Source organism: Oligoflexus sp., from assembly GCF_035638955.1.
In the GTDB taxonomy this organism is placed as follows: domain Bacteria; phylum Bdellovibrionota_B; class Oligoflexia; order Oligoflexales; family Oligoflexaceae; genus Oligoflexus.
Genome location: NZ_DASQYZ010000345.1, coordinates 1 through 24,872, shown reverse-complemented (window position 1 = coordinate 24,872; position 24,872 = coordinate 1). Strand labels below are relative to the sequence as shown.

At 51.9% G+C, this 24,872-nt stretch carries 23 protein-coding genes and 1 tRNA gene; 14 read left to right on the top strand and 10 right to left on the bottom strand.

The window, feature by feature from the left end:
- Nucleotides 1-9: 9 nt before the first annotated feature.
- Entirely contained in the window at nt 10-1,470 is a 1,461-nt protein-coding gene (locus VE954_RS30880; RefSeq protein WP_324960255.1) for an ATP-binding protein, read from the bottom strand.
- 358 nt (nt 1,471-1,828) lie between these two features.
- On the opposite strand from VE954_RS30880, the gene VE954_RS30875 reads away from it, so the two are divergent.
- The gene (locus VE954_RS30875; protein WP_324960243.1) at nt 1,829-2,206 is read left to right on the top strand and encodes a hypothetical protein; all 378 of its coding nucleotides are present in this window, start codon (nt 1,829-1,831) and stop codon (nt 2,204-2,206) included.
- Here the strand turns inward: VE954_RS30875 and VE954_RS30870 are convergent.
- Nucleotides 2,146-3,978: a 7TM diverse intracellular signaling domain-containing protein gene (locus tag VE954_RS30870; protein ID WP_324960241.1), complete on the bottom strand. Its 1,833-nt coding sequence runs from the start codon at nt 3,976-3,978 to the stop codon at nt 2,146-2,148. The two genes, VE954_RS30875 and VE954_RS30870, sit on opposite strands and share 61 nt — an antisense overlap.
- A 220-nt stretch (nt 3,979-4,198) precedes the next feature.
- Between VE954_RS30870 and VE954_RS30865 the strand changes: the two genes are divergently transcribed.
- Nucleotides 4,199-4,579 (top strand): response regulator, encoded by a 381-nt coding sequence (locus tag VE954_RS30865; RefSeq protein ID WP_324960239.1) that lies wholly within the window; start codon nt 4,199-4,201, stop codon nt 4,577-4,579.
- A 168-nt stretch (nt 4,580-4,747) separates the two neighbouring features.
- The gene (locus VE954_RS30860) at nt 4,748-5,701 is read left to right on the top strand and encodes a leucine-rich repeat domain-containing protein (RefSeq protein WP_324960237.1); all 954 of its coding nucleotides are present in this window, start codon (nt 4,748-4,750) and stop codon (nt 5,699-5,701) included.
- Between the two features lies 1 nt (nt 5,702).
- Here the strand turns inward: VE954_RS30860 and VE954_RS30855 are convergent, their stop codons facing one another.
- Complete coding sequence (locus tag VE954_RS30855) at nt 5,703-7,895, bottom strand: hypothetical protein (protein WP_324960235.1); 2,193 nt, start codon at nt 7,893-7,895, stop codon at nt 5,703-5,705.
- 148 nt (nt 7,896-8,043) lie between these two features.
- On the opposite strand from VE954_RS30855, the gene VE954_RS30850 reads away from it, so the two are divergent.
- Nucleotides 8,044-8,811, top strand: a complete 768-nt coding sequence (locus tag VE954_RS30850; RefSeq protein WP_324960233.1) for a nitroreductase family protein — start codon at nt 8,044-8,046, stop codon at nt 8,809-8,811.
- A 260-nt stretch (nt 8,812-9,071) separates the two neighbouring features.
- Entirely contained in the window at nt 9,072-9,500 is a 429-nt protein-coding gene (locus VE954_RS30845; RefSeq protein WP_324960231.1) for a fasciclin domain-containing protein, read from the top strand.
- A gap of 31 nt (nt 9,501-9,531) precedes the next feature.
- Here the strand turns inward: VE954_RS30845 and VE954_RS30840 are convergent.
- Nucleotides 9,532-9,604, bottom strand: a tRNA-Gly gene (locus tag VE954_RS30840).
- A gap of 65 nt (nt 9,605-9,669) precedes the next feature.
- Between VE954_RS30840 and VE954_RS30835 the strand changes: the two genes are divergently transcribed.
- From VE954_RS30835 to VE954_RS30825, 3 genes are all read left to right on the top strand, one after another.
- The gene (locus VE954_RS30835) at nt 9,670-9,972 is read left to right on the top strand and encodes a hypothetical protein (RefSeq protein ID WP_324960229.1); all 303 of its coding nucleotides are present in this window, start codon (nt 9,670-9,672) and stop codon (nt 9,970-9,972) included.
- 109 nt (nt 9,973-10,081) lie between these two features.
- The gene (locus VE954_RS30830) at nt 10,082-10,546 is read left to right on the top strand and encodes a hypothetical protein (RefSeq protein ID WP_324960227.1); all 465 of its coding nucleotides are present in this window, start codon (nt 10,082-10,084) and stop codon (nt 10,544-10,546) included.
- Nucleotides 10,547-10,963: 417 nt separating this feature from the next.
- Complete coding sequence (locus VE954_RS30825; protein WP_324960225.1) at nt 10,964-11,491, top strand: hypothetical protein; 528 nt, start codon at nt 10,964-10,966, stop codon at nt 11,489-11,491.
- Between the two features lie 123 nt (nt 11,492-11,614).
- On the opposite strand, the gene VE954_RS30820 is transcribed toward VE954_RS30825, so the two are convergent.
- From VE954_RS30820 to VE954_RS30805, 4 genes are all read right to left on the bottom strand, one after another.
- Complete coding sequence (locus VE954_RS30820; protein WP_324960224.1) at nt 11,615-12,394, bottom strand: MetQ/NlpA family ABC transporter substrate-binding protein; 780 nt, start codon at nt 12,392-12,394, stop codon at nt 11,615-11,617.
- A gap of 2 nt (nt 12,395-12,396) precedes the next feature.
- Nucleotides 12,397-13,056, bottom strand: coding sequence for a methionine ABC transporter permease (locus VE954_RS30815; protein WP_324960222.1), 660 nt, complete (start codon nt 13,054-13,056; stop codon nt 12,397-12,399).
- Nucleotides 13,053-13,820: a methionine ABC transporter ATP-binding protein gene (locus tag VE954_RS30810; protein WP_324960220.1), complete on the bottom strand. Its 768-nt coding sequence runs from the start codon at nt 13,818-13,820 to the stop codon at nt 13,053-13,055. Before VE954_RS30810 ends, VE954_RS30815 begins: the two co-directional genes overlap by 4 nt.
- Nucleotides 13,821-14,024: 204 nt before the next feature.
- Complete coding sequence (locus VE954_RS30805; RefSeq protein WP_324960218.1) at nt 14,025-15,011, bottom strand: NADase-type glycan-binding domain-containing protein; 987 nt, start codon at nt 15,009-15,011, stop codon at nt 14,025-14,027.
- Nucleotides 15,012-15,121: 110 nt separating this feature from the next.
- On the opposite strand from VE954_RS30805, the gene VE954_RS30800 reads away from it, so the two are divergent.
- Both VE954_RS30800 and VE954_RS30795 read left to right on the top strand, forming a co-directional pair.
- A complete protein-coding gene (locus tag VE954_RS30800) occupies nt 15,122-15,448 on the top strand; it encodes a hypothetical protein (RefSeq protein WP_324960216.1) in 327 nt (108 codons plus the stop codon).
- 32 nt (nt 15,449-15,480) lie between these two features.
- Nucleotides 15,481-16,062 carry a hypothetical protein gene (locus VE954_RS30795; RefSeq protein WP_324960214.1) on the top strand — a complete coding sequence of 194 codons (582 nt, stop codon included), beginning with the start codon at nt 15,481-15,483 and terminating at the stop codon, nt 16,060-16,062.
- A 27-nt stretch (nt 16,063-16,089) separates the two neighbouring features.
- On the opposite strand, the gene VE954_RS30790 is transcribed toward VE954_RS30795, so the two are convergent.
- Both VE954_RS30790 and VE954_RS30785 read right to left on the bottom strand, forming a co-directional pair.
- Complete coding sequence (locus VE954_RS30790) at nt 16,090-16,656, bottom strand: dihydrofolate reductase family protein (RefSeq protein ID WP_324960212.1); 567 nt, start codon at nt 16,654-16,656, stop codon at nt 16,090-16,092.
- An 80-nt stretch (nt 16,657-16,736) separates the two neighbouring features.
- A complete protein-coding gene (locus VE954_RS30785) occupies nt 16,737-19,376 on the bottom strand; it encodes an ATP-binding protein (RefSeq protein WP_324960210.1) in 2,640 nt (879 codons plus the stop codon).
- A gap of 356 nt (nt 19,377-19,732) precedes the next feature.
- Here VE954_RS30785 and VE954_RS30780 point away from each other — a divergent pair, with 356 nt between their 5' ends.
- From VE954_RS30780 to VE954_RS30765, 4 genes are all read left to right on the top strand, one after another.
- A complete protein-coding gene (locus VE954_RS30780) occupies nt 19,733-20,323 on the top strand; it encodes a DUF2239 family protein (protein WP_324960208.1) in 591 nt (196 codons plus the stop codon).
- Between the two features lie 35 nt (nt 20,324-20,358).
- Nucleotides 20,359-21,312, top strand: a complete 954-nt coding sequence (locus tag VE954_RS30775; protein ID WP_324960206.1) for a phosphotransferase — start codon at nt 20,359-20,361, stop codon at nt 21,310-21,312.
- Between the two features lie 122 nt (nt 21,313-21,434).
- Nucleotides 21,435-21,848: an SET domain-containing protein gene (locus tag VE954_RS30770; RefSeq protein WP_324960204.1), complete on the top strand. Its 414-nt coding sequence runs from the start codon at nt 21,435-21,437 to the stop codon at nt 21,846-21,848.
- Nucleotides 21,849-22,040: 192 nt separating this feature from the next.
- On the top strand, nt 22,041-24,866 hold the full coding sequence (locus VE954_RS30765) for a 7TM diverse intracellular signaling domain-containing protein (RefSeq protein WP_324960202.1): 2,826 nt from the start codon (nt 22,041-22,043) through the stop codon (nt 24,864-24,866).
- Nucleotides 24,867-24,872: the final 6 nt, after the last annotated feature.

Below are 24,872 nucleotides of genomic sequence, written 5' to 3'. Positions count from 1 at the left end.
ACGATCCTTTCATCCGCCAGCCGTAGGCACCCGCTTCAATCGCACCACAAATCCTGCTCCGATCGACGGCTGAGGATCGCCCAGCTCCAGGTTGCCCTGCATTTCCCGCATGTAATTGGCTGAACTGTGCAAACCAAAACCGTGGCCGTTCGACTTGGTGGTGAATCCCAGTGTGAAAATACGCGTCCACTGCACCTTGGGAATTCCAGGACCAAAATCCCGAAAATGAATGCGAGCTTCTGTGAGGTCGACCTCGGTATGGACTTCGATTCGGCGGCTGGGACCAGGTACTTCCTTCATCGCATCCATCGCATTGACAATCAGATTGGCGAAGACATGTAAAAATTTGGTCTTCTGGACCAGGACGGGCGTGTCCTGAGGAACGTCCACGGACCATTTGATATCGCGGGCGTGCAGGATGGAATGTTTGATGTGAAAGGCCTGCTCCAGGATATCACGCAGACCGACGGCCTGGTAGAGAGCCTGGCCGGTCGCGTAGTTTTGCTGCTGATAAATCAGGTCTTTCATCAGATAGAGCTGCTCGTTCATGCGACCGACAATTTCCTGATATTTCAAACGTTCGGTTTGGGCCTGCTTTTCCAGTTCCTTGAAAAGTCGACGAAGTGACTCCAATTTTTGTGGAGACTGGAGAATCTCAAGCAGTTTGCGTTCGCCGTCCAGCTGCTTGAGGACCGGTTCCAAGCTTAAAGCATCATCTTCGGTGCTGATCATATCGCGCAGGATGCTGCAGTCGATGGAAATGCTGCTGAGGATGTTGCCGAAGTTATGCAGCACACTGGTGGCAACGTCAGCCATTCCTGCTTTATGGGCTTCCTCCACCAATCGATCCTGCAGCTGCTTCAGCTCGCGGGTGCGCTCCTGGACTTTTTCTTCCAGTCTGGAATTGGCGGTGACCAGGCGTTGATCCTTCTCGAAGATGGCATGGGTCATTCTTTGAAATTCAAACAGGATAAATTGAATCTCCTCGAAAGTGGATCCCGGCACAACTTCGTGGATCCTTGCCAGTTGCGGGGTGTCCTGCATGGTTTTCATCGTTTTGATCATGTGTCGAAAGGAGGCGCTGAATTTCTCATGCACGGAGCGGGCAAAGATGAAGGATACGATCCAGACGGCAAGGCCCATGGTCATGAGGAGCAGGGTATAAAGAAACAGGCCCTGATAAATATCGCTTAAACTCCGCGTTAGCGTCAGGGTTCCGAGCGCCTGTCCCTGATCGAGCACGGGGAAACTTTTTGTGTAGGCCATCGACGTGAGGCCATCGGTCACGTTTTCGAACGCGGGTGCCTTGGCGTAAAGTGCGAAGGCCTGATCATCAGGTGTGCTGATGCGGGCCTGGATCATGCTGCGGAGGTCCTGGATGATGCTGAGACAGCGGGTGGCTTCTTTTTTATCGCTATGCTGCAACGCAGGTGTCAGCGGAAGCGTTAGAGTGAGGGCCTGCTGCTCCAGTTCGTCGTTGATGAGCTACCAAAAGCTAAGCGACTTTTGTAGGAGAAGCAGGGCCCCAAACAGCATGAGCACAGTGAGATTATCCCGCAGCTGGCGGCGCGTGAGCTCAGTTTTCATGCTGCGAATGGTGGAAGGCCGTTCTTGCGCCAATTCATTGTCTCCAAGGGACAGCAATTTCTGCTACTATTGTTGAATTGCGGTGGGAAAGCAATGCAAACTGATACGTTGGCATGCTGGACGACCTAGGTTGTCGCTTTTTGGTTTGACGACACGATCTCCTGCTGTTGACGGATTTTCCGACTGCTGTTTAAGATAGAGCAAAGATTTTTCCCGTGCGTACAGAGGAACGGAGATCGCCATGCCCCGTCTGCTTGTTATCTGCCTCTCCTTGTCCGGCTGTTTCGGGCCGAAAAGCCCGACGAAAGACACCGGGAGGAGGCCGGCTCCGGAACATTCCACGGTGGAGCAAAATCCCATCAAACCGACGAATTTCCAAGCCAACGTCGAAGGTCAGAGCGTTTTCCTAAGTTGGGATGCGATTGCTGGAGCTGATAAATATCACATGCAATGGGCGGCAGCCGAAGCACCCCACGTTGTGCTCGGCAAGGCGTCCATCACAACCCCTAACCTTAAGGTGCCTGATCTGGACGAAGGCCGCTATATCTTTCAGGTAGGTCAGGAAACGGCGCGCGGGCCAGGGCCTATGGAATCGCTTGAGGCGACCGTGGAACCCTGACCATGAGAGGGCTTGCTTGTGGCTCCAGGCAGACGACGGTACCAGGCCTGGAGTGCATGAACGTCATCACGAATGCGATGGCCCTTCTGCATACAATCCCAGCGTTTAAAATCGCTCTGAAGTTCGACCGACAGGTACTTGTACACAGCGTCCTGAATAAAGATCAGACTTGAGTACTCACCCGTTTCCTTGAAGACGATATTGCGCATGCTTTCATAGCGGGTGGCCAGCATCAAGGGCCGACCCCGCACATCGTACTGTTTGATACCGCTTTTCGGGAAAAAGCCTTCAATCACACCCTGGGCGATTCCCACACAGCAGTGCAGCGCTTCATGATACTGAAGCTTCGCCATCTCCTCCCGAAATACCTTACAGAAACGGACGGCGATTCTCACGGCTGTGTCCGCATTACTTTCCTGTTCCGTACTGGCTAAAGGGAAGCCGATGGATGCCAGCAGGCCATCGCCCATTTCCTTGATGCGGTAGCCGGGGGCGCTGACAGTTTCCGGATCGTAACCCTCGTGTAAAATTTCCTGGCATCGCGCCATCACGCGTTCCATGGTCCGATTCAATTGGGGATGCCTGATGCGGGAGGAGCCGATGACATCGAAGGCCAGGACCACCGCTTCCTTGCCGCCGATGGGCATGGTGTCTTCCAGGTTGCGACCCCGCGCAATTTGTGTCACCACATGCTTATACACAAGCTTCTGCAGCTGCTTATGAACGTGGACGATATCACGAACCGCGCTCGCGTAATTGTAAGAGATAATGGCTGTTTGAGAAAAAATAAAGGTTATGATTGCATAGTCGAGCAGCGGGGTGGTGGCGACGCGGTAGGTGACCATCACGACATCGTTCATCACGGCAGCGATCATAACCAAAAGGCTGCCGATGAGCAGCTTCACGCCAGGCATCGAGAGACGGTAGGCTTGGATAAAGCCGATGACGCTGATCAGCAGGGAAAAAATCGTGCATAGGTGAAAATAGTCCGTGAGAGGCGCGTATGTGGCCACATCCGTCGCCAGCGTGATGATCACCATCCCGGCCGAGGTCATCCAGAGCAGCGGTACTGCAAACCGCGGCAGGGTTTTAGGAAAAAGGTGATTCAGGAAGGTCAGGCAGGAAGGGGGCGCAACAAAGTAGCCGATGAAGCCCAGCTTCCAGCTCCATTCCCAGGAAAAATCAGGCTGGATTCGAATCAAGATTTGTTCCGCATCACTCAGGCTGGCGCGCAGGGCCAGACAGACGAGAAAAATCGCGAAATAGAGCGACTGCTTGTTTTGCGGAATAATGATAGCCAGAGAGATATGGTACAGGGCCGTGATCAGCACAAGACCCAGGAAAAATGCCCCGTAAAATTCGGTCAACTGTTGGCGGCGGGAGATATCCGAGGACAAGCCCAGTTTAAAACTGGTGTAAGGGGCCCAGAAATCGGTGTGACGCTTCACCTTAAGGGTCAGGGGAAAATGGTCGCCTTCACCCAATTCCACTTCGCGATAAAGCCTTTGGGGCTGATCAGGAGCGTGGCCGTGGGTGACCAGCAGGCGTTCACCCAAATAGAGTTCATAAAAGGGAAATTCAGGGACCAGGATGGCAAGACTGGCTTTTCGGTTCAGCTGGATGGTTATGCGCCAGGTGGCCTCGGATGCTCCTGGCCGGAATTGGGCCTGGGTGAGGAATTCCTTGGGATGCGTGCCGCCTGAAATTTCACGGCTTTTATCTGAAATGTGGGGCATCTCAGGATCAAGGAGCCAGATCTTGTCATTGAGCAAAAGCGAGGGTTCCCGCTCCAAATCTTCGACTTAGCGTGAGGTGACCGATCTCTGCGCCCTGAGTCTTTTGCATAAGCATGCAGAAGAAGGCGAGGAAAAGCCCGATTTTGGAAAAAAATCTCACGCCGCCATCCGTTTGTAAAAATCCTGATATCTTATCGGTTATTAAAGTAAAATTCCAAGTACCCCATGGTGAAACCGAGCTGAGGAGACTGGCAGGATGAATATTCTGATCTGTGAAGACGATGAGGACCTGGCCACGATGCTGGCAGAAGAGTTTTTGGACTATTTTGAAAACTCGGTATGCACCATCGTTCCGCATGGAAATCAGGCCCTCAAAGAGCTGGAAGCCAACCCCTACGACTTCATCAGCATGGATATGAACATCCCCGGTATCAAGGGTCATGAGATCATTCGTCGGGTTCGCCAGGGGCTGGGACCCAATCAGAAGACGCCTATCATCCTCCTGAGTGCGGAGGTGACCGACAGCAGCGCGGAATTTTCAAGCGAATCGGTGGTGAAGATACACAAGCCGGTGCAGATGGAAAAAGTTCTGGAAATCGCGGCTGTCATGACCAACTACATCAGCAAATCGTCCTAGGCGGCTTCGTCAAACGAAGTTAACCCTCGCGCTTTTCCGCGTTCGTGGCTGTTCCTTCATGGCTTTGCGATCGGCCTCACGACGGCCATCCCCGGATCGGCTTGCCAGAATAACGCTAATTTTGTCATAATGATGAAACTTGAATCATTTCTGGACGAGGCGTCGCTGATGAGGCAGTTTTGGAGCTTGCTCGGATTCGTCATAGTGGTTGTTGCTTGTCAGACCACGCCGCGCCCGGCAACCTCAGAGGTCGCCCAGGAAGTCGCGGACGCCGAGCCGCCACGGTTTAGCGCTCGGTCCTATATCAGTTTCGTCGATATCTGCAAAAACACCTCGGCCCCGGCTGGGATGCGTCAAACAGTGCAGCAGCTGAAGCGTGAAATCACCGTGGATAACTGCGAGGAAGCCTGGGAGCAGTTGCAAAAGCTCGATCAGCTTGATCTGACGGGACTGGAAATCAGCGACCTGACCCCGCTGGCGGGTTTGACCCAACTGCGTGTGCTTCGGCTCGGTAATAATCAGATCGAAGACCTTGGGCCACTGGCTCGCCTCGGCCAGCTGGATATTCTGCAGCTCAATGATAATAGGCTCCAGGATCTTGCGCCTTTGAGCGCCCTGGAACAGCTTCGCGTCCTGGATCTAGGCAATAATCCGTTTTTGGAACAGATTGGTGCCCTGCGTCGTGTGAAAGGCCTGCGTGAACTTTATCTCAGTGGAACCGCCTTGCAAACCTTGGCAGCCGTGAGCGATTTGCGTGAGCTTCGTGTTCTGGATCTGGGACACGCGCGTGTTTCCTCGCTGAAAGCTGTGCAAAATCTCGCCAAACTCGAATGGCTCGATGCCTCGGAAAACGCCATTACGGACGTCACACCGCTGCAGAATCTGAAATCACTCTGGTTCCTTTCCCTGGCCAACAACCACATTGCAACTATCGAGCCCCTGGCGGGTCTGACTCAGCTTCGCGAGCTTTATTTGCAGAGCAATCGTATCAGCACCCTGCGGCCTCTCCGTCAGCATAAAAATCTCGAAGGTCTCGCGGCCCACGATAATCCCATCGATAAATCCCAGTGCCCCCGGGGTCAAGGTGTCCCGAGTGCTCTGGATGAAGTCTGTAGCGATTGACTCATGGCTGCGCGAAAGCCTTGGGCCAATCCGCAAGCGGGATGGAATCCGGAAGAGCGGGGCTGTCCTGGTTGATGTCGACGAGTTTCATGCTGACCGTGATTCTTTGCTCGGTGACCTGCTTCAGTTGAATCGTTAGCTTTCGAGCCGTTTCACCCTGAAACACGTTGGGACTGTTTTTACTGAGGGGAAAGCTTAAACCCGGCAGGTACGTGGCGTACTGTATGGTGAAGCTCGCCTGAGCCGGGGCCTGAATTTCCATCCAAAGTCTCTTATCCCCTTGTTTTAAGATCGCCACCCGACCGTTCTGCAGAAGTTCAGCACTGGCCATGGTATGCATGGACCACCAGACTGTGCTGGGAGCTTTCATCTTGATCTCATCCTGAATCACTACAATCAGGCGGTTTTCGCGCAGAGCGACGCCTCGATAGACCTTTTGGGCATCGCGCTCGTAAACCTGGGAAAGATTCAGGAGGGCCATGGCATCGCCCGGTTGGGTCAGGATGCGCTCCACCTCGGCGGCTCCTACAGGGTTTTGATCGGGCCGAACATCGGGGTTGAATACAAGCACATTTTTGCCTTCGGCTCGCAATCGATACATATGAAATCGCCCCGGTTGCACGACGATTTTCTCGGGGCTCATATAGTCCGGTAGGGTCTTGGGTCTGAAATACCCGGGAAACGTATAATTATCACCACCCAATCCGCCGACGGCCCAAACCTTGCCAGCACCTTGAACAAAAAACGTGCCGGCATCCAGATGACCGTGGCTCGCTTTGTTATCACCGCCATGGACGCCTATATAGAGCGCTTCGTCATGATTCCAGCTGGACCGAAAGCTCACATATTCAAGGTCGCGCACATACCGATCCAAAGGCATAGCCTGGGCTGGTGGGCTAGCTGCCGTTAAGAGCTTAGGGTCATAAAAAAACAGGTCCATCCAGGTGTAACTCGAATTTTGCTGAATCGCATTTCTATGATGTCGGGCCAGGGAGGGCAGATTGTAACGCTTCGAAAACCAGAAATTGGTTTCGCTGCGGCTCTTTTTTATGGCGTCATCCCCTAAGGAAATTCCTGTCACCGGGCCGGATACAGCCAGGGGAAAAGTTCCTGCGGCTTTGAGTCCCGGCGTGTCCGGATAACCGTAATCAGTGCCTAGGCTGCGTTTCAATGTTTCCATCCAACGAATAAAATTCGAGAGTCCATACTCCCAGTACATCATGCCTTCTACAGTCTGCCCATCGGGTTCGAATTCACGAATATAGGGAGGAATACCGGCCAGCGCTTTGGCAAGGACTTCAGCGCCGAGTTGTTTGGCTTCGGCGCTGGTGTCCATGATCGCCAGAGCCGCGAGGCTGATGCCTCCGTTGCAGATCGGATTCCAATTATTTTTGCTTTGATACCAGAAAGCCTTTTGACTGCTGCGTTCCAGATAACGCTTCAGGCCTTTTTCCATGAGGGCCGTGCTGATGAGTTTCCGTTCATCGGCGGTCAGCTGATCGAAGGTCCAATCATAACCGAGGGCCACGGTATAGGACATGATACCTGTATCAAGGAAGTGTTTGGCGTCATTCCAATCGGGAAATTGCGCATAGTTTAAGAGATGATCTTTCACTTTGGTGGCGTAGGCTTGGTTGTTCGTCAGTTGATAGAGGAGGCTCAGAACCGCAATCGAATCCTGGGTCTGATGCGGAGGTGTCAAACGCAGGTTGGCTGCATCCAGTTGATAGGGGAGTATAGGCGCTTTAAGATAGTTTTCGGCCTTTTTTCTCAACGCTTCCACACTGGCAACCACATAGGGATCCTGGGCTTCGAGTGCGGTTCGAAGGCGATCGAAGTCCGTCCGGTTGGCTAATATTCTAGGGTGCGGTGCGGCCTGTTTGGTGAAGTCACTGATCACGGTCGTGGCTGAGATGGGGCGAAAATGCAGGCGTTTTCGTAATTCCGTAAGATCCATCTTGTCCCGTGTCGCTAAATAGTCAAACAGCAAAGTTTGCTGTGCGGTGTCAGGGCTCTCCGGATTCAGAGGTTTTTGATCAGGCGCCGACGTGTCACCTGATGATGGTGCGGGAACCTTGTCCGGTTCCGTAGCGTCGGTCGCATGAACGACCGGTGGTTCAGGATCCTGGCGCCAGAGTCGGCAGGAACTTACGGCGAGTATCAAGACCAACGGAAGGTGGATTCGTAGGCTCATGGGGGATCACCTCTGGAAACATGGGAGTCGGCCGGCTCGTTAAACATTCCGATCCGCCGCCCATGATAGCAAATCATTTTGGTTTTTTATCGCGAATGGTTCATGATGCTCGTAGCCCGTGCGGACAGAGCGCCCCAGGAGGACACCCGTGGACAACATTCAAGCCTTTCGATCCCGACCCAAGGACTATCATGAGGAAGCTGCCGTCTGTGACCCGGATGCGCTGACAGAAATCATTCGCTCACGCCGGTCCATTCGCCGTTTCACCGATGAAGTGATTCCTCCCGCGATCATGCAAGCCTGCCTGGACCTTGCCCTGCAGGCGCCCAATTCATCCAATTTGCAAACCTGGGAGTTCCACTGGGTCCGAACCCCGGGTTTGAAAAAGGCACTGGCGGCAGCGTGTTTGGGCCAGGCGGCGGCGACAACGGCCGGGGAGCTTATCGTGTGTTTGGCGCGGACGCAGACCTGGCGCCGCAATGCAAAATTGGTCGAGCAGCAGCTGAAGACCGACGGCCTGCCCACGCGTTCAACCCTGGCCTACTATAATCGATTGGTGCACTGGGTCTACACCGTCGGGCCCCTGTCGGTCCTGGCACCATTCAAATACGTGCTGTTCACGCTTCTGGGTTGGTTTCGTCCGATCATTCGCAGTCCCCTCACAGCAAAAGACCAGGCCATCTGGGCTATTAAAAGTGCTGCGCTGGCCTGTGAGAACCTGATGCTGGGGCTACGGGCTTATGGATATGACAGTTGCGCCATGGAGGGTTTTGATGCACGGCGTGTGGCTAAAATTCTCAAGCTGCCGCGTGACGGGCATATTGTGATGGTGATAGGCGCGGGACGTCGGGCCAAGGGCGGTGTCTATGGACCCAAGCTTCGTTTGCCGCGCGAGTTTTTTGTGTTTGAACGCTAAACGTTATCCCTTAAGTGCTGTTGCGGGTCAAAATAAGCATCGAATCGTAACGAAATTCGCATTATGCTCCAGCATTGTAGGAGCGTGTGTGCGTTGCATATAAACCTCCAATGGGAGGTGCTGGTATGTTGGAATCTCGTCTTTTATCCCCATTAAAAATCAATCGACATATCAAACCACGCCGTGGTCAAAATTAGGTCTTGAGCGCCCAGCCCGCGTCCATTGTGAACTCGGGCACCTCAAGTCAGAAGGAGCCTGAATTGAAAAATATTATGGAGACAGTGAACGGAACCCCCAGCCTATCCGTTTTTGCCAAATCCCTGGCAGAAGCGGGCCTTGTGGATGAACTCAATCTACCCGGACCTTACACCGTGTTTGCCCCGAGTGATGATGCCTTTGCGAGCATGCCGCATGGCAGCATGGATATGCTGCTCAAGAATGCCCCTTATTTGCAGCGCATTCTGCATAATCATCTGGTGAAAGAGAAATATGATTCCAATCATTTTGTGAAACTCAAAGCGGTGAAAACCATGGCCGATTCCGACCTGCATTTTCAGGCCAAACCCAAGGTGACCATCAATGGTGCCAAAGTTTTGAAGCCGAATCTCGTCTGCAGCAATGGCATCATTCATATCATCGATCACGTGCTGATGGTGAGTATGGGTCCGACGGCAGCTGTGAATTATTGAGCGACATAAGGTAAGGGCAGGGGAATAAAAAAGCGGGAAACGGGACTCGAACCCGCAATCCCTGCCTTGGGAAGGCAGTGCGTTAGCCATTACGCTATTCCCGCAATCAGGTCTCCAAATCTAAATCATTCATGAAGGCATCGTCAAACTCTTCTTGAGGGTGTGTCAAGTGTGGGTGCCTCATCTACGGTATTGTGCACCACCATTGGACGAGCACTTTGTCGTTTTGCAGGACCACGAGCTCATCTATGGCTTCCTCGGGTGGGGTCTCCTCGGTACAGCCCAGGTCAGCGACATGATACGAGGTCGTCCCATTGATGGCATGGATAGCGTAGTATTCCTTGGCGGCATTTTGCTAGGCTTTCACCTACCCAGCATCACCGCCATAGGCAAGACCGCTGGAATTGCAGAAAAACGTCCTGGTTTGTTGGACGGCTTTGCGGATCGCGTTGGTGAAAATGTAATCAGTTAACGGTACGCTGGAATTTGCCCCTACAAAAGATGGCGTCGGTACGGTTGCCATCAAAGTCCCGCAAACCTGTGACTATGGGATAGGTGCTGGAATCTACATCGATGAGTCGATGATCTACTCAGGGAATGTTGAAATTAAATGCCCCGATCTCATTGGCAAAGAAGCCTATAAAGCCAGTGTGGATTTGAAAGTTACAGGGGAAGGCATCCGGCGCGGATTTGCAAAAGAAGCGAAAATCGAGGTCGCCAGTGCAAAGGAAACTGATATTTCCCTTGAAACCAAGGTTTCGAACGCTGTGTATGATGTCACGAAATTTGTGTCCGTTTCGACGATGACTGAGCTTACTCGCTTTAGCCGCCCCGATGACCCTAGAGTTGGATCTGGCTTCACAGGAACATTTAGAATCACCAAGATATCTGATCAGCTTATTCCCATGGATGTGGCTTGCTATGCTACGGCCGAGGCGGAATTCGTGACTGTTGATGTGCCGCCTTTGAAGTTCTTGGAAAGCACGAAGCTTTCCCAGTTCAATTGCTTCACGGAGAAGGACCCCGCTGTTCTTCCTGCTCAGTGATTTGCGATAGGCGGCCTCCAGATTCGGGAGCCACCCAACAAAGCAAGCACGCGGGGCATGACGCCTGCGGGAACATAAGACGCTCCTGCTTGACCATTCACTGCCAGACCACATTGTTCTATGACTTCTGGAAACTCGGTGATCTGACCCACTATGAGAGTCTCTACTGTGAAACCGTTCGCCCAGTCGGCAGTGGTTGTGTTTACACGCCAACCGTATGTCATATTTACAAGCAGCCATTGAGGCGACATTGGCGGGTAGTAAGCCGCGGCAACTAGGGCCAAAGTGCTTCGGTGAACGGAAAATGGGCTGCAATATAGCGTTCTCAATGGTGTCTTGCCGTCGATATCGAGCCAAGGTTCGATATTTTTCGAAAATAATGTTGAGATCTATAAGCCCTAAGTAAGGAATCTGAAAATGAAAGTGAAAATGAATCAAATCCTAACGGCAGTTTCTCTCGTAGTCACTATCTTTGGCACGAGCCAGGCTCAAGCTCACTGTTCTTGGGAGCATCCAGGGCACTGCGTTGGAATTGGCGGCGGCCCTGGTACTGGTGGCGGTGTTACAAATAAAATCAAAGATCCAAATTTTCAGTTCAGTTACGCTGGTGCTATTGCAGGTAAGCAATGCATTTCACTCAATGAACCAGCAGATATAGGTGCAACCTGGGGCGACAACTACCTTTGTACTGACTACGATATAGGTCTTAACTGGAATATTGGTGGAGCCCCAGCTGGTCAAAACTGTCTTCAGGTATATGAAAATGCTGAACCCTTGGAACATACCTGGAATGATAACTATCTTTGTCAGGCACCCGACCGAATTAGATTTCCAATGCTCTGGTCTCAGGCCGGTGCCGTTGATGGGTGGAAGTGTGTTAGCTTTAATGAACCTGCAGATCCACACACCTGGGGTGACAATTTCCTCTGCTATCAGGTTCCATGATTTGATCCCAACTCTTCAGCAGCCTTAAAATTACGATTCCATAGCAAAAGAGCGATCAGACTTGAAGTCGCATCGCTCACCGCTCATGCCATGAAAGATGAGCGAACGGGGACGCCGTGGAAGTCAAAAGGCAGGTATAACGGCCTGCCCATACTTCTTCAAAATGAAGGCCTTCAACTCGGGACTCTGGAGCGCTTTCTTCAAGGCCACAAATTCCTGGCGATTCTCCTCACCTTTGCGAATGACGACCAGATTCGCATAGGGCGAAGTCGCATTTTCACGGAATACAGCGGATGCAGGATCCAGCTTGGATTCCAATACGATATTCGTATTGATCACGGCGCCAGCGAGATCCGTCAGCGAGCGTGGCAACTGCGCGGCATCAATCTCCACAATTTTCAGCTGCAAAGGATTTTCCGCTATATCCCGGGGTGAACTCTGGTTGGGATTGATACCCTTCTTCAACTTAATCAACCCTTGCTGCTCGAGAAGGGCCAGAGCCCTGTATTCATTGGAAGGGTTGTTGGGAATCCCTATCCTGGAACCTGGTTTGAATTCAGTTTTACTTTTGATCGATTGAGAATAAAATCCGATTGGCTCCACATGAACCTTGGCCAACACGGAAAACTGATAACCTCTCTCCTGAGCCACAGTTTGAAGGTAAGGCTCATGCTGGAAAAAATTGGCGTCGATCTGCTTTTCTGCCAAAGCAGGATTCAGCTGACCCTCGTCATCCAGCACCTTGATATCCAGCACAATACCCTGTTTTTTAAGTGCGGGTCGGACGAATTCGAGTATTTCCGAATGGGGTGCGATGGCGGCCCCAATTTTCAACGTCGTCTCGGCTGCTGTCAGTAAACCTGCACTGAAGAACAAGGCCAATGGAAGAATCGATTTCAACATGGTTAAGTCCTTTCTGAGCTGAATGTGATGGCGAGCCGATCGCCCAACCATTGTGTGAGTTGAACTATTAGGACCAGCAGTACGGTTGTACTGATCATGACGTCCTCCCGAAAGCGCTGGTAACCATACCGTATGGCAAGGCTGCCCAGTCCCCCTGCTCCAATCGTTCCGGCAATGGCGGTCAGACCAAGAACGGCGATCACAGACACGGTGATGCCGCGAATCAGCGAAGGTAGTGCCTCTGGGATAAGAACCTTGCGGATCACCTGCCACGGGTTTGCTCCCAATGCGAGAGCCGCTTCGACCTTGCCAAACGGCACATCATTCAGCGAAGTTTCCAGAACGCGGGCGATAAAAGGTGCAGCCCCAATGGACAAAGGAACCAGAGCCGCATGCATTCCAAGACTCGTGCCCACGAGCCAGCGTGCGAGCGGGAGCAGAAGCACAATCAAAATAATCGCAGGAAAGGATCGCGTCATGTTAATGACGAAAGCCAGGCTTTTATGAATGGCCTCGGATTCCAGGATGTGACCTTTGCGTGTTGTCACCAGAATAACAGCCAGGGGCAACCCCATCAGGAGGCCGATCAGGGATGCGCCGAATGTCATATACAGAGTCTCGAGCAAAGCCACGCCGAGTATCTCAGGCAAATCTTCGCTCATGCCATCACCTCAGCAGGACGGAAAAGTTTCTGGCCAACATCCAGTAATTTTTTTCCAATCAAACTTTCTGGCGAGCGGAAGATCCTTGCCGTTGGGCCTCGCTCCACAATCCTGCCTTGATCGAGGAGCGCCATCTGACTACAGAAGCCCCGGATGATCTCCAGCTGATGCGTGACCAGTACAATGGTCAATCCCAGACGCTGATTCAAATCCTGAAGCAGCTCAAGGATCTGCAGCGCCGTAGGGGGATCCAAGGCTGAAGTGGCCTCGTCGCACAGGAGGACACGTGGGCCAAGAGCCAAAGCACGTGCAATGCCGACCCTTTGCTTTTGGCCGCCGGACAGCTGCGATGGTCTGGACAATAGCTTATCACTGAGGCCCACCAGCGAGGCCAGTTCCTCGACCCTTGCCCTGCGTTGTGCATAATTTTGTCCTGCCAGCTCCAGCGGGAAGGCGATGTTATCGGCAACATTTCGGGAGTCGAGCAGGTTGAAATGCTGAAAGATCATTCCAATGCGGCGACGAGCCTGAGCCAGATCGTGGCGATTCAGGAGACGGATATCTTCACCATCAATGACAATGCGACCGCTATCAGCTTCCTCCAATCGATTGAGACAACGGAGAAACGTGGATTTCCCAGCGCCCGAATAGCCGGCGATGCCAAAGATTTCCCCAGCTCCGATCTGCAGATCGATTTCCTGCAGAGCGGGAACTGAGCCAAGGGAAGTGCGATAGATTTTCGATAATTTTTCAACGCGGATCATGACTTGTGTGTTCCCTGGGTGTGTGAACGGCTGAAAGCCATGTGCGACAGGACGTTTCGGCCAAATCGGTACGCAGCAGACAAGCCTCGGCGTTGCGCGAACCGGGCCCAATCTAGGAAGGATTCCCTGAGGTTTGAAATAACTTATTCTTGTATGCTTAGAAGAAAAGTGAATAACGCCGGGCTCCTGGCCCGGCCGAAGCCCTTATTGCTCGGCTCTCAGGCCAAGACCGCTGATCGCCGTATCATTAAATCGGTTGCCTTTGTGAACTCCAAGTATTTTCAGATCCATCCGCTCGATTTTACCTTTAGACTGGGGCAGGTTCACAATATGCCAGGGACGCAGTTCATCCGGAAACTTGACTATCACGCTGTCACTGCCGTTGATCCTGATCTCCAGCGAAGCCACTCTATTGTTCGCAAAGTAGAGTTCCTGGGAACGACCATAGCCCGGAAGGATCACGAGCTGAGTTCGGTTCATTTTAAAACCCTGAAAGGTTAAAGTTTCACCGATGCCACTGCCCGGAGCTCCCTCGATCCAGGCTGTTGCCGCGTTATCATCCGTCAAATGACTGGTGTCGAAGGTCCTGTCACCCTGCTTCAATGTAGACGTTGCTGTCACTGTGTAGGATATTTCCTGATATTTCTGTTGACCGTATTCCATGACGGGTGGATTGAGCCGACCATGATCCGTGAAAGGTTCCGGGATCTTTTGGAATGATATCTGGACATCATCTGCTGCCGTGGGATCCAGATCTTTAAACTCGTGGACGAATTCCGTCATGCGGGGCCGCTGGAAGCGAAGCTTGGATTGAATGGCGAGAATGTTCGGGTCGACTCCCATGGCGTGAATGGTGATCCAGCCTTTGCGAATCGGGCCTTTCCAACCGCTTCCCGTTGAAAGCAGGTAGCGAAAGACTTTCATGCTGTTCTCAACGTCACCGTGGGAAGAAGCATTGCCCCACGTATCATAGGCCGCATTGTAGGTGATCGTGACGGCTTTGGATTCGTCCTTTTTGAACTTCAGGTTCGACATATACCAGAAATCGACAACGGAACTTTCACACTGCTGATTGTGTTCATCCACGTGGCGCGATCGGTCGACTTGAGGCTCGCAGAATCCATGGTAGGGATAGGTTTTGTTGTCTTTTGTTTGGGCCTCAAACGTATGCGGACGTCCGTCGCTGATCATCTGGAGATCAGAAATTTCCGTTCCGTGGTTCAGCGCACGGATGGAAATCCCGTCTTCGCTCTAACAGCAGGGCCTTTATTTTTAATAAGGTAATTGACCTGGACGTGGGCATGATTTTCGAAGAGGCGTATCTCCAGGCGCTCGTGGATAATCTCCAAGGTGGGGTGCTCACCATTCATGTTGCCGGTGGCCAGGATTCCGTCGTGAAAAGGGCTCATATTAGCGTGCGCAGATTCGAACATAAAAAATCCGCTAAGGATCATATGCGTTTCATGGTCAAAGCTCTCCTTATGAATTGTGTGCACCAAGTCCCTATGACATTACGCATGAATCAGGGATTTGCGGCTATGTTAAAAAATTTATGTGGCTCCTTTGTTCTGAAATTTGCAGCAAATCGACGTGACAATCGTAATGGTTTCTATTCAGCCCAGAAATGATGGGCTGTCCGTCAAAGAAAAGGATGACGATCATGCTTGGAAATTTTCCGGATTTTTCGCCCTATACAGATCGCGTCTTCGATATGCGCCTTTTACGTGTCCACGACAATAAGCTTTACTGCCAAAACGATGAGCTTCAATCGAAGGTTTTTGACGCCACGGATGGGTTTAACCCGCAGATTGAGGATATTGGCAAGCGCGGTTACTTGGATAGAAAATTGAATGGTTGGATTTTTGAAGCTTATTGTGACCAGAGCTTAGCCCGTCATCGAGCCTACGATGGCGAATACGAGTTGGCCTGGACTTGCGCAGATCGTGAGGATTCCCCATTTCGAGTGCCACGGATGATTGTACCTGGATGGAGAGGACAGTTCGTGATTAGCTCCAGTAGCCACAGGTTTATTGATATCCCCCAGGAATTTCAAGAGCTCTGCCAAGACCTTGTCTATGATCCTGTGCCACTGCTGCAGCGATTCATGGCAGATCTCTGCAGTCTGAGCCATAGCAAGGCATGCCCGCGCGAGGACCAATTCTCGGCACTAAGTCCTGAAGCGACGCGTCGTGCAAGGCATTATTGGGAGTTGATAGCTCCGAGACAGCCCCGATTGTCATGAAGGCCAGAATAGGCCGCGCGATTCCTTTTAAAGAGGAATATAACTTAAGAACAGAGCGCCCGATTCATAAGGGCGAACCTCGACCAGCCGTAGCTTCTGGTATTGGCTTAAGTCTGGGAATAAGCGTCTGCCCCCACCTGTCATGGTCGGGCAAAGTTGAATATGATATTCATCGATAAGTTGATGCTTCATAAGAGACTGCGCCAGCGAAAGGCTACCCCATATCACAATATCTTTACCGTTCGTTTGCTTGAGTTTTTTGATTTCACTCACAAGATCCCCATTCATGACCTGGGCTGCTGGCCATTTTCCCCAAGGAGCCTGTTTCAGGGTTGTGGAAAACACGATCTTGTTCAAACTATTCAATTTCTCAGCGATCACTTCCTGTTCTGAAGTTGCTTCCGGCCAAAACGCTGCGAAAAGCTCATAGGTTTTCCGACCGAGAATCATTGTATCGACACTATCGAGAAATTTGAGTTGATCCAAATCCGAATAGCGGTTCTCATGGCTTGGAGGGAAAAAATCCAATTGCCCTTTTTGATCCTCAGCAAATCCGTCAAGTGAGAGCCATTCTTCTAAAATCAACTTTCTCATTTCAACCCCACATTTCTGACCTAAGCCTCTTTGCTTTGCCAGTTGAAATACAGGAGGAAATATAACATGAGATGTCTCCGCTAGGCTGTCTCGTTTTGGGTGCGACTGATCGATAGCTCGTCCACAGGGAAGCGTAAAGCCAGGAGAGTGCCTCCGCCGGGTGCATCCTGCATTTTCACCGCTCCATTCAGACTCAGGCAAATATTCCTGATGGCACTCAGGCCCACACCACGGCCACTCGTCTCGGTTGCATGGGTCGCTGTGCTGATTCCGTCCTCGAAGAGAATTTCAGCGGCTCGCTCCTTCGAATCGGCAAGCCGTCCTTGGTGTTCAGCTTTTTCCGCCAATTTTTGCCAGTTGATGCCGGCACCGTTATCGCGAACGGTAATGATCACATCCGAGTCGGTCTTGATCGCTTTAATTTCGATCACTGCGGCGGCTATGGTTTTTTGATTCTGCATAGGCAGGATAAAGCCATGGTCAATCGCATTGGTGATGGCATGAAGCAGGATTTCATGAATCGCCGCCAGACGTCCCTCGCGCCAGTCTTTGATCCCGTCCTGGATCACAAGGCCCTGATCATGCAGGCCGACGGAAGCGAGTCGGCGTCCGATCTCAGCCGCGTAGAGGGGGCTATAAGAATAGAGATTGGTCGGTTGACGTTCGTGCTGGTTGGTCATGTGGCCCAGCAGTTCCACAAAATCCGCATGAGCATGCACCAGACTTTTCCATTGATGTTCGGCCTGCAGCGGATTGATAAGCCGCCCCGCTGTGATATCGAGGTTGGATTCCAACTGATGAACGATGGACGCCAGCTGCTTTAGGCCAAGGGTGCGAGCGGCACCTTTCCAGCCGTGCAGCTCCCGAAAAGCTTGCTTCAACTGGTTCGTCTGGAATACGGCAGCATGAATACGGTCCAGTTCGGTGCCCATTTTGGTGATAAAGTGGCGAATCGCTGCAATATCGCCGGCAAGAATTTCTTCGAGGACATGCTGGAGCAGGCGCACGTGGGCCTTTTCCGCTTGCATGGCCTGTTCGATGTCTCTCTGCGCTGTGACATCACGGGCCGTAACCAGAAAACTTTGGATCTGTCCCTGCCTATTGTAAAGCGCTTGCCAATAAAGCTCGAGAATTTTGGAACCCAGCTTGATTTCTCGGGGCAGATGATCGTGATTCAGCTCCCAGCTCAGTTCATTCTCGCCATGGCACGAGCGCAGAACCTCCTGCATCATCACAGCGCTTGGATGGGTTGCATGGCCCTCGGGGAATAGCAGATGCAAGAGTGAAGATTGGGTCAAATCCTGACCTTCACGATCAAAGATCGTCTCCAGGTAGGGGGAATAACCGCTCGTGACCCGGAGCTTCGGATCAATGATCATGATGCCTTCATGAATATTATCGAGAACCGTCTTCATTTTGATTCGGCTGGCCTGGATTTCCCTGGCCTGATATCGGACGATAAATAGGGCCACCAGGACCATGAGCACCAAAGCCACAGCAAGTATGGACACGACGCGAAATTTCTGCAGAAGGAGGATTTGTTCGGATTGCATCTGGTTCTGCTGGGCCAGAGCCGCATTGCGCTCCTCTTGAAACTGGAGTCCCAACTGAACGGAGGCCCGGTTGAATTCCTCTTTTTCGTTATTCCTTGCAATGACCTTGAAGGCCTCCATATGCTTTTCCAAATGTTCCAACGCTTGTTCGGGGCGGCCCAGTCCACGATAAGCGAGGTAGCGTAGCTCCTCGATCCGCTGGCGGCGCTCCAGATCATTGGCGTCCAGGTCCTTCCAGATCGGTTCGATCGTTTCCAGGCCCTCCTTGAATCGGCCGGCATGGATCAGAGCGGAACTGAGGCGGATGCGGCTATAGCTCACCCAATTGGGGAGCTTGAGCTGATTATAGATCTCAAGAGCCTTCCGACCCATATCCACAGCATCGCTGTATTGTTTCATGTCGCTGTAATACATGCTTAAGCCATAGTAGGCGACCGCCATGCGCCTGAGGTTATGGATCGTCTTGCTCAGCTCCAGCGATGTGTTCAGATAGGCAAGAGCTTCAGGTGAAACTTTATCATCATCGGCCATATGGCAGAGAGCGAGGTTATAAAGATTGGTCGATCTTGCTTGGCGCACACCCAGCTCGCGATAGACCTTCTCCATTTCCAAATGAACGCCAATGGCCGCTGCATTCTGATCGAGATAGCTCAGCCCCACGGCAAATGCATTCTTCACATAAGCAAATACCAGGATCGAATCTCGTTCAGCCTTCTGCAGCAGTTCATTGGCTTCTTTGATAAGCGTCATGGCTTCGGATGTGCGACGATATTCCATCAAAAATTCAGCATGATCGGCCAGACTTATCGCCAGGGCTTCGCGGTCACCAAGTTTTCTGGCTTCCTGCACGAGCTGTTCATAAAGCGGCAAAGCCTGATCGATATCGTCACTCATTTCAATCCGGCGAATGGCAGCCAACCGAAAGCCAACCCATTCCATGCCCAAAGCTCGCTCAAAAGCCATGGTGGCGAGCTTCTCCAGGGGCTGATCCGCCCTCCCCTGCTCGGCCTGAGACAGAAACCAATGGGCGCGTAGCCAGCGCAAGGAGCCTTGTTCCAGTGCAGGGTCAGCCAGGAGCTGCTTGATCCAAGGAACATGGCGTTCAGGGTAATCTTGCAACGCGAATTCCAAGGCTTCCCGATGATCGAGGTCCAAATGAGGTTCCAATGATGGACTCTTCCCAGTTTCGGCCATAAGCCTGGACGACCCTGGGTCGAATATCGACCCGAGCAAGCAAACCAATGCGATGAATACCGTCAGACTTCTCATAGTTCCCGAGTTGGAAAGGGCTTTTCCATCCATCGGAACCAAATCCTGAAATATTACAAAATCGACGATTTTCATGCCATGAGGACGTATGAGGCCATGTCCTGAGGCCCGATGCTTGCGGCGGCATCTTAATAACTAGCTAATTATAAAGAAAATAATTCTTCCTAGACAAAAATATCACCCGGGTTATATTTGATGTCTAAATAAACCCGGGTTATATTCCGATAGGGATTTGTATCTCGAAAGGAGAGGCTATGAATTATGAGAACCCATGCACCGCTTTCGCGGGACACACGAAAATTGCCGAAGGCTCGGTCCTGGAGGTGGCTGCCAAGGTTAAGCGCTACCTGCTGAAACAACCCGATCAACAGGTTCTGATCTTTGATGATGTCACGAGTGGTCAGGTCGAACTCGATCTACGAGGTTCCGTCGAAGACGTCCTCAAGCGCATCGGCAGTGAGGATAAAGCTGAAGCTGAGAAAGCAGGCCCAGGACGCCCCAAACTGGGCGTGGTGTCGCGCGAGATCGGCCTCTTGCCTCGTCACTGGGATTGGCTGGCCCTTCAGCCTGGTGGAGCTTCCGTTACGTTACGAAAACTCGTCGAGGATGCAAAAAAGCAAACCAAGGGTCGGGATGCCATCAGGCTATCACAGAACGCGGCCTATAAGTTCATGTCGGCGATGGCAGGGGACATGCCGCATTTTGAAGAAGCCTCGCGGGCTTTCTTTGCGAAAAACAAACCGCTTTTTGAAACGCTATGTGCGGCGTGGCCCAAGGATATCCGTGATCATATTCTCAGAATTGGAGCGGCATCCTTTCAGTCTGATGAAAATACCACTCGTTAGGATCATTAAGATTCGACACAAGAAAGAAGACGAATATGACGGTAAAGACGCAGATTTCCAAGCATGACTTTGATCCCCTTGCGTATTTTCCTTTCTCGCAATTCGGGGCCGTGCTCGGCTTTTCCCCGATACTCCTTGGAATGTCAGGGGCCCGAGTCTATTCGGTCAGCACGGAGGCGGGAGATTTTATCCTGCGGCTGGATCGTGCAGGGGCGGAGAGAGCAGGACTTGTGTCGCATCAACGCCATGCCGCTGCCCATGGGATCGCTCCCAATATCATCTGGTATGATGAAATAGCCATCATTTCGACCAAGGTGAATGGAATGTCCTTAGGCCAGGCCGTCAGCAATCCCTCGTCGCGAGACGCTGCGATCGTGAGTCTGGTGAACCAGATTGCCAAACTGCATGCGATACATTGTGATGGTTTGGTTGAGGTGGATCTTGGGGCCAAGGCGTTCAAATTGTTTGCTGCGCAGAGCGCTCGCCCTGGGTTTCCAAATTGGGCCCTGCCGCTTTCGGATCGACTTACCCGTGCCAGGGACGAGTTGGCAAACGATAAGCGGTTCGTCTTCAGTCATTGTGATCTCAACCCGGGAAACATGATTTGGGATGGTAATAAAGTGTGGCTCGTCGACTGGGAACAGGCGAACCTCTCCCATCCTTACCTCGACCTCGCAACCGTGGGAATGTTTCTAAGCTTCTCCGACGAAGAAGCCCTCGCACTCCTTGCCGTGCAAGAAAAGGCTGTTATCGGTGAAGAAGAATGGCGGATATTCCTGGCCGTGCGTGATCTCGCTCGTATGTCGTTTGCCAGCATATTTTTTCAGCTCATCCCTGATCTTGCGACTGTGCCGTTCGCAACTTTGGAAGCAACTCTGACGATTAAAGAATGCTTTGGACGCCTCAGTCGGGGTCATTTGGATTTGGGTCGTCCTGAAGGCCGAGCTCTTATTGGCGCGGCTTGTCTCAAGCCTTGCGTGAAGGCTTAAGATGATCGCTAGCGACACGTTGGCGAAGCGATGTTATATATCCTCCGTTTCCGACCTTTATTCGTAAAGATTCCGGTCCACGCCCTCATCTGGACCCCACGACGCACAGAGGATCCGACGCTTTGGCTGCACTCACTTATATGCCGGCTGTCCATGTCGAAATACGTCAGAGCAAGGGTAAAGGCCGCGGGGTCTTCGCGACGCGGCGGATTCGTGGGGGGCAGGTCATCGAGACGGTTCCCGCTCTCCTGGTACCCAAGAGTCAAGTCGATGCGTTGGCAGAGACTTTTCTCGGTCACTACATGTTTACGACGGATAACAACAAGAATCTGGTCATTGGGCTTGGCATTACCTCTTTGCTTAACCACGACGACGACGCTAACGCTGAGTTCTACGTTACGATCGACAGCGTAACGATCAAAGCCAAGCGCGCTATACCCGCAGGAACCGAGATCACGATCAATTATTCATGGCGAGCTGAAGAGTGGGCTCGACTCGGTGTGGAATTGCCTCGTCCCAAGGCGGACGTGGATTGACTGGTGCCTTCCTGGTTGTTTGGATCTGGTTTGAAAAGCTGGGTCTATTCTGCTTTTTTTGAAAAACCTCAAGCCTGCCTTGCCCCTGGCGACGCCAATTTCTGAAGAACAATGGATAAACTGCCGAAGAGGGAAGCGGAACTTTCCTGGATTTTTCGGTCAGGTATCCATATTTAGACAAACGAGCGTCCTATGCGTTTTCTGATGATCATGATGTTGGCCCTTGGCTTCCTTCCGCAGAGCGCCCTGGGTGCCCTGCCTTTTGACAAAACCATTGAGCTGCATTCCGATGCGGAACAAGTTATTATCAACCAATTTTCTTACCTGGCAGATCCATTGCGAGGCATGAATCTTGAGAACGTCCGCAACAAGGATGGTTGGTCGCTCAATGAACGTCCGGCCTTCAATTTCGGCTTCGCCAAAGCCGATTATTGGATCACCTTCCGGGTCAGGAATAACGAGACTGTTCTCAGGGATTGGATTCTGGAGCTGCAGTACGCTCCACTGGATAATGTCGATCTCTATGTCATTCACGAAGATGGCCGTATCACTGAGAAAAAAGGCGGCGATCGCCGGCCCTTTTCCGAACGCGATATCGCCTACCGAACGACGAATTTCGTCATAAGCGCGGCAGCTGGAGAATCCCTGACCTTTTATCTGAAACTCAACTCACAGAGTTCGATTCAAGGTCCTCTCGTCTTGTGGACTCCCACGCGGTTCATCGAGAAGGCGAGCAATGAACTGGTTGGCTTTGCGCTCTATGTCGGGCTCCTGCTGTCGATGGTCGTCTATAACTTCTTTCTTTTTATCAACATCAAGGATCGCAGCCATCTCTACTATGTTCTGTATGTTTTCTTTTACGGCTATACAATGGTGTCGCTATTCGGACTTACCTATCAATATATCACCCCTGAATCGCCTATTTTCGCCAACTATGCGGTACCGGTCTCCATAAGCTTTGGCTGCATATTCATAACTTTATTCGCGCAAGACTTCCTCCAGTTGAAGCAGTACTCCGTAAGGATGGTGATGTTATTTCGGCTCTTCATGGCTCTGGCTGTTTGCGCCTTGGTCAGCACGGTCTTCTCCTATAGCCTTGGCATCAAGTTGGCAGCCGGCATGACCATGGCAGGGGCTCCCGTGATACTGGCAGCAGGGATTGTCTGCTTAAGAAAGGGCTACCGACCTGCTTACTTCTTCGTTCTGGCCTTTGCAGCCTTCCTGATCGGGATTTCCATAACTCAATTCATTTCCTTCGGAATCATAGAGCCAGGTTTCATAACAACCTATAGCGCGCATTTCGGTTCTGCCCTTGAAATGCTCCTGCTTTCCATTGCGCTGGGTGATAAAATCAAATTCGAGCAGCTTCAGTCGAGCCAGAAAATTGAGCACCTCAATGAACAGCTGCAGAAAGAGCATGATAAGATCGTTTCCCTGAACGAGCATCTGGAAGCTCGCGTGGAAGAACAAACGCGTGATATAAGGTCCATGCTGGCGAATATCCGCCTCGGAATTTTCACGGTAGTCGACGACGGCCGGATCCATAAGGATTACTCCGCGTACCTGGAACAGATCTTCCAAAGAAAGGATCTGGAAGGTCTCAAGGCCGTTGAAATGCTTCTCGAAAGCTGCAATTCGGATCGTGACTCTCTCAGTCAGGCGAGTAGCATCCTGCAGAGCACGTTGGGTGAGCCTAAACTCAGCTTTGATTTAAACGAAGGATCTTTGATTCGAGAGATCACCAAAACACACGCAGACGGAAGCCAACAGATCCTGGAGCTTGACTGGAATCCAATCGTCAACCGTCGGGATATCATCGAGAAGGTCCTGGTCACCGTGCGCGACGTCACGCAACTCAGGGACCTGCAACAGGTCGCGAATGTCAAGAAGAAGGAACTGGAATTCATAGCTGAAATCGTCCCCGTAGCCCGCGAACATTTCTCGCGCTTTGTGAATTCGGCAGAGAAGCATATCGAGGAAAACCAAAGCCTGATCGCAGCCAGTTCGACCAAGAACATGGAGGCGTTGAAGATCATCCTCATCAACCTGCATACCATCAAGGGCACAGCGCGCGCGTTGGGCCTCAAGAAGTTGACGGAAGTTGTCCATGGAGCCGAGCATTACGTTGGACAACTCCAAGCGGTCCAGGTTGATTGGGATAGAGCCCGCCTCCAGCGCGACCTGGACGCGGTCAAGGAAACCTTCAGTTACTACCGGCATGTGAACGACACGATACTGGAAAGAGGCAGCAGTCGCAGCAGCATCGAGCTTGATATGGTCAAGGTGGAGGCCGTGCTCCATGAGATCACCGAGTTGCATAAGCAGCCGCTTTCGCCAGATTCGAGGAGTCTCTTTCAGAAAATCGACTTTATGCTGTCCAAGGCCTTTCATCAGCCCGCTGAGATCGTGTTCACAGAGATTTTCGCCGCGACGCAGCGGCTGGCGAAGGACCTTGGCAAGGAACCTCCGAAAATCAGCATTATGGACAATGGCATATTTTTGACTCGCGAGGGCGCTGACCTCCTTCGCAACGTTTTCAGTCACCTGATCCGAAATTCCATGGATCATGGCATCGAGAGCCGGGATGAGAGGCAAGCTGCTGGTAAACCCTTATATGGAGCCATAGCTGTATCTCTCAGTGAAAAGAAGAACGAGGTGGAGCTGTGCTATCACGATGATGGCAGGGGTCTGGCACTGCAGATGATCAAGGAAATCGCTCTGATCCGCGGGATGTTGGACTCAACCGGCAATGTCAGTCAAGAAGATCTCGCTCACTTTATTTTTCTGCCTGGTTTTTCCACCAGCCATTCCGTCAATGAAATATCCGGAAGGGGAGTGGGGATGTCCGCTATCAAGAGTTATACGGAAAACGCAGGCGGGACCTTGGCTCTCAAGCTGCTGCCTGATCAGAATGGAATGGACGCCGCCTATGTCCCTCTCAATATCATCATTCGTCTCCCTATGCATTACTACCGCTCGTTCCCAAAATCTTTCATGCAGGGGGAGATAGCGGCCTGATCTGCC

What these genes read in the sequence shown, in the direction of transcription:
- VE954_RS30825 (WP_324960225.1), top strand. Translation starts at nt 10,964, where the DNA reads ATGAAAGTGAAAATGAATCAAATCCTAACGGCAGTTTCTCTCGTAGTC.
- VE954_RS30780 (WP_324960208.1), top strand. Translation starts at nt 19,733, where the DNA reads ATGAATTATGAGAACCCATGCACCGCTTTCGCGGGACACACGAAAATT.
- VE954_RS30865 (WP_324960239.1), top strand. Translation starts at nt 4,199, where the DNA reads ATGAATATTCTGATCTGTGAAGACGATGAGGACCTGGCCACGATGCTG.
- VE954_RS30800 (WP_324960216.1), top strand. Translation starts at nt 15,122, where the DNA reads ATGATTTTCGAAGAGGCGTATCTCCAGGCGCTCGTGGATAATCTCCAA.
- VE954_RS30805 (WP_324960218.1), bottom strand. Translation starts at nt 15,011, where the DNA reads ATGATCAGCGACGGACGTCCGCATACGTTTGAGGCCCAAACAAAAGAC.
- VE954_RS30820 (WP_324960224.1), bottom strand. Translation starts at nt 12,394, where the DNA reads ATGTTGAAATCGATTCTTCCATTGGCCTTGTTCTTCAGTGCAGGTTTA.
- VE954_RS30810 (WP_324960220.1), bottom strand. Translation starts at nt 13,820, where the DNA reads ATGATCCGCGTTGAAAAATTATCGAAAATCTATCGCACTTCCCTTGGC.
- VE954_RS30815 (WP_324960222.1), bottom strand. Translation starts at nt 13,056, where the DNA reads ATGAGCGAAGATTTGCCTGAGATACTCGGCGTGGCTTTGCTCGAGACT.
- VE954_RS30765 (WP_324960202.1), top strand. Translation starts at nt 22,041, where the DNA reads ATGCGTTTTCTGATGATCATGATGTTGGCCCTTGGCTTCCTTCCGCAG.
- VE954_RS30830 (WP_324960227.1), top strand. Translation starts at nt 10,082, where the DNA reads ATGATCTACTCAGGGAATGTTGAAATTAAATGCCCCGATCTCATTGGC.
- VE954_RS30860 (WP_324960237.1), top strand. Translation starts at nt 4,748, where the DNA reads ATGAGGCAGTTTTGGAGCTTGCTCGGATTCGTCATAGTGGTTGTTGCT.
- VE954_RS30875 (WP_324960243.1), top strand. Translation starts at nt 1,829, where the DNA reads ATGCCCCGTCTGCTTGTTATCTGCCTCTCCTTGTCCGGCTGTTTCGGG.
- VE954_RS30775 (WP_324960206.1), top strand. Translation starts at nt 20,359, where the DNA reads ATGACGGTAAAGACGCAGATTTCCAAGCATGACTTTGATCCCCTTGCG.
- VE954_RS30855 (WP_324960235.1), bottom strand. Translation starts at nt 7,895, where the DNA reads ATGAGCCTACGAATCCACCTTCCGTTGGTCTTGATACTCGCCGTAAGT.
- VE954_RS30795 (WP_324960214.1), top strand. Translation starts at nt 15,481, where the DNA reads ATGCTTGGAAATTTTCCGGATTTTTCGCCCTATACAGATCGCGTCTTC.
- VE954_RS30790 (WP_324960212.1), bottom strand. Translation starts at nt 16,656, where the DNA reads ATGAGAAAGTTGATTTTAGAAGAATGGCTCTCACTTGACGGATTTGCT.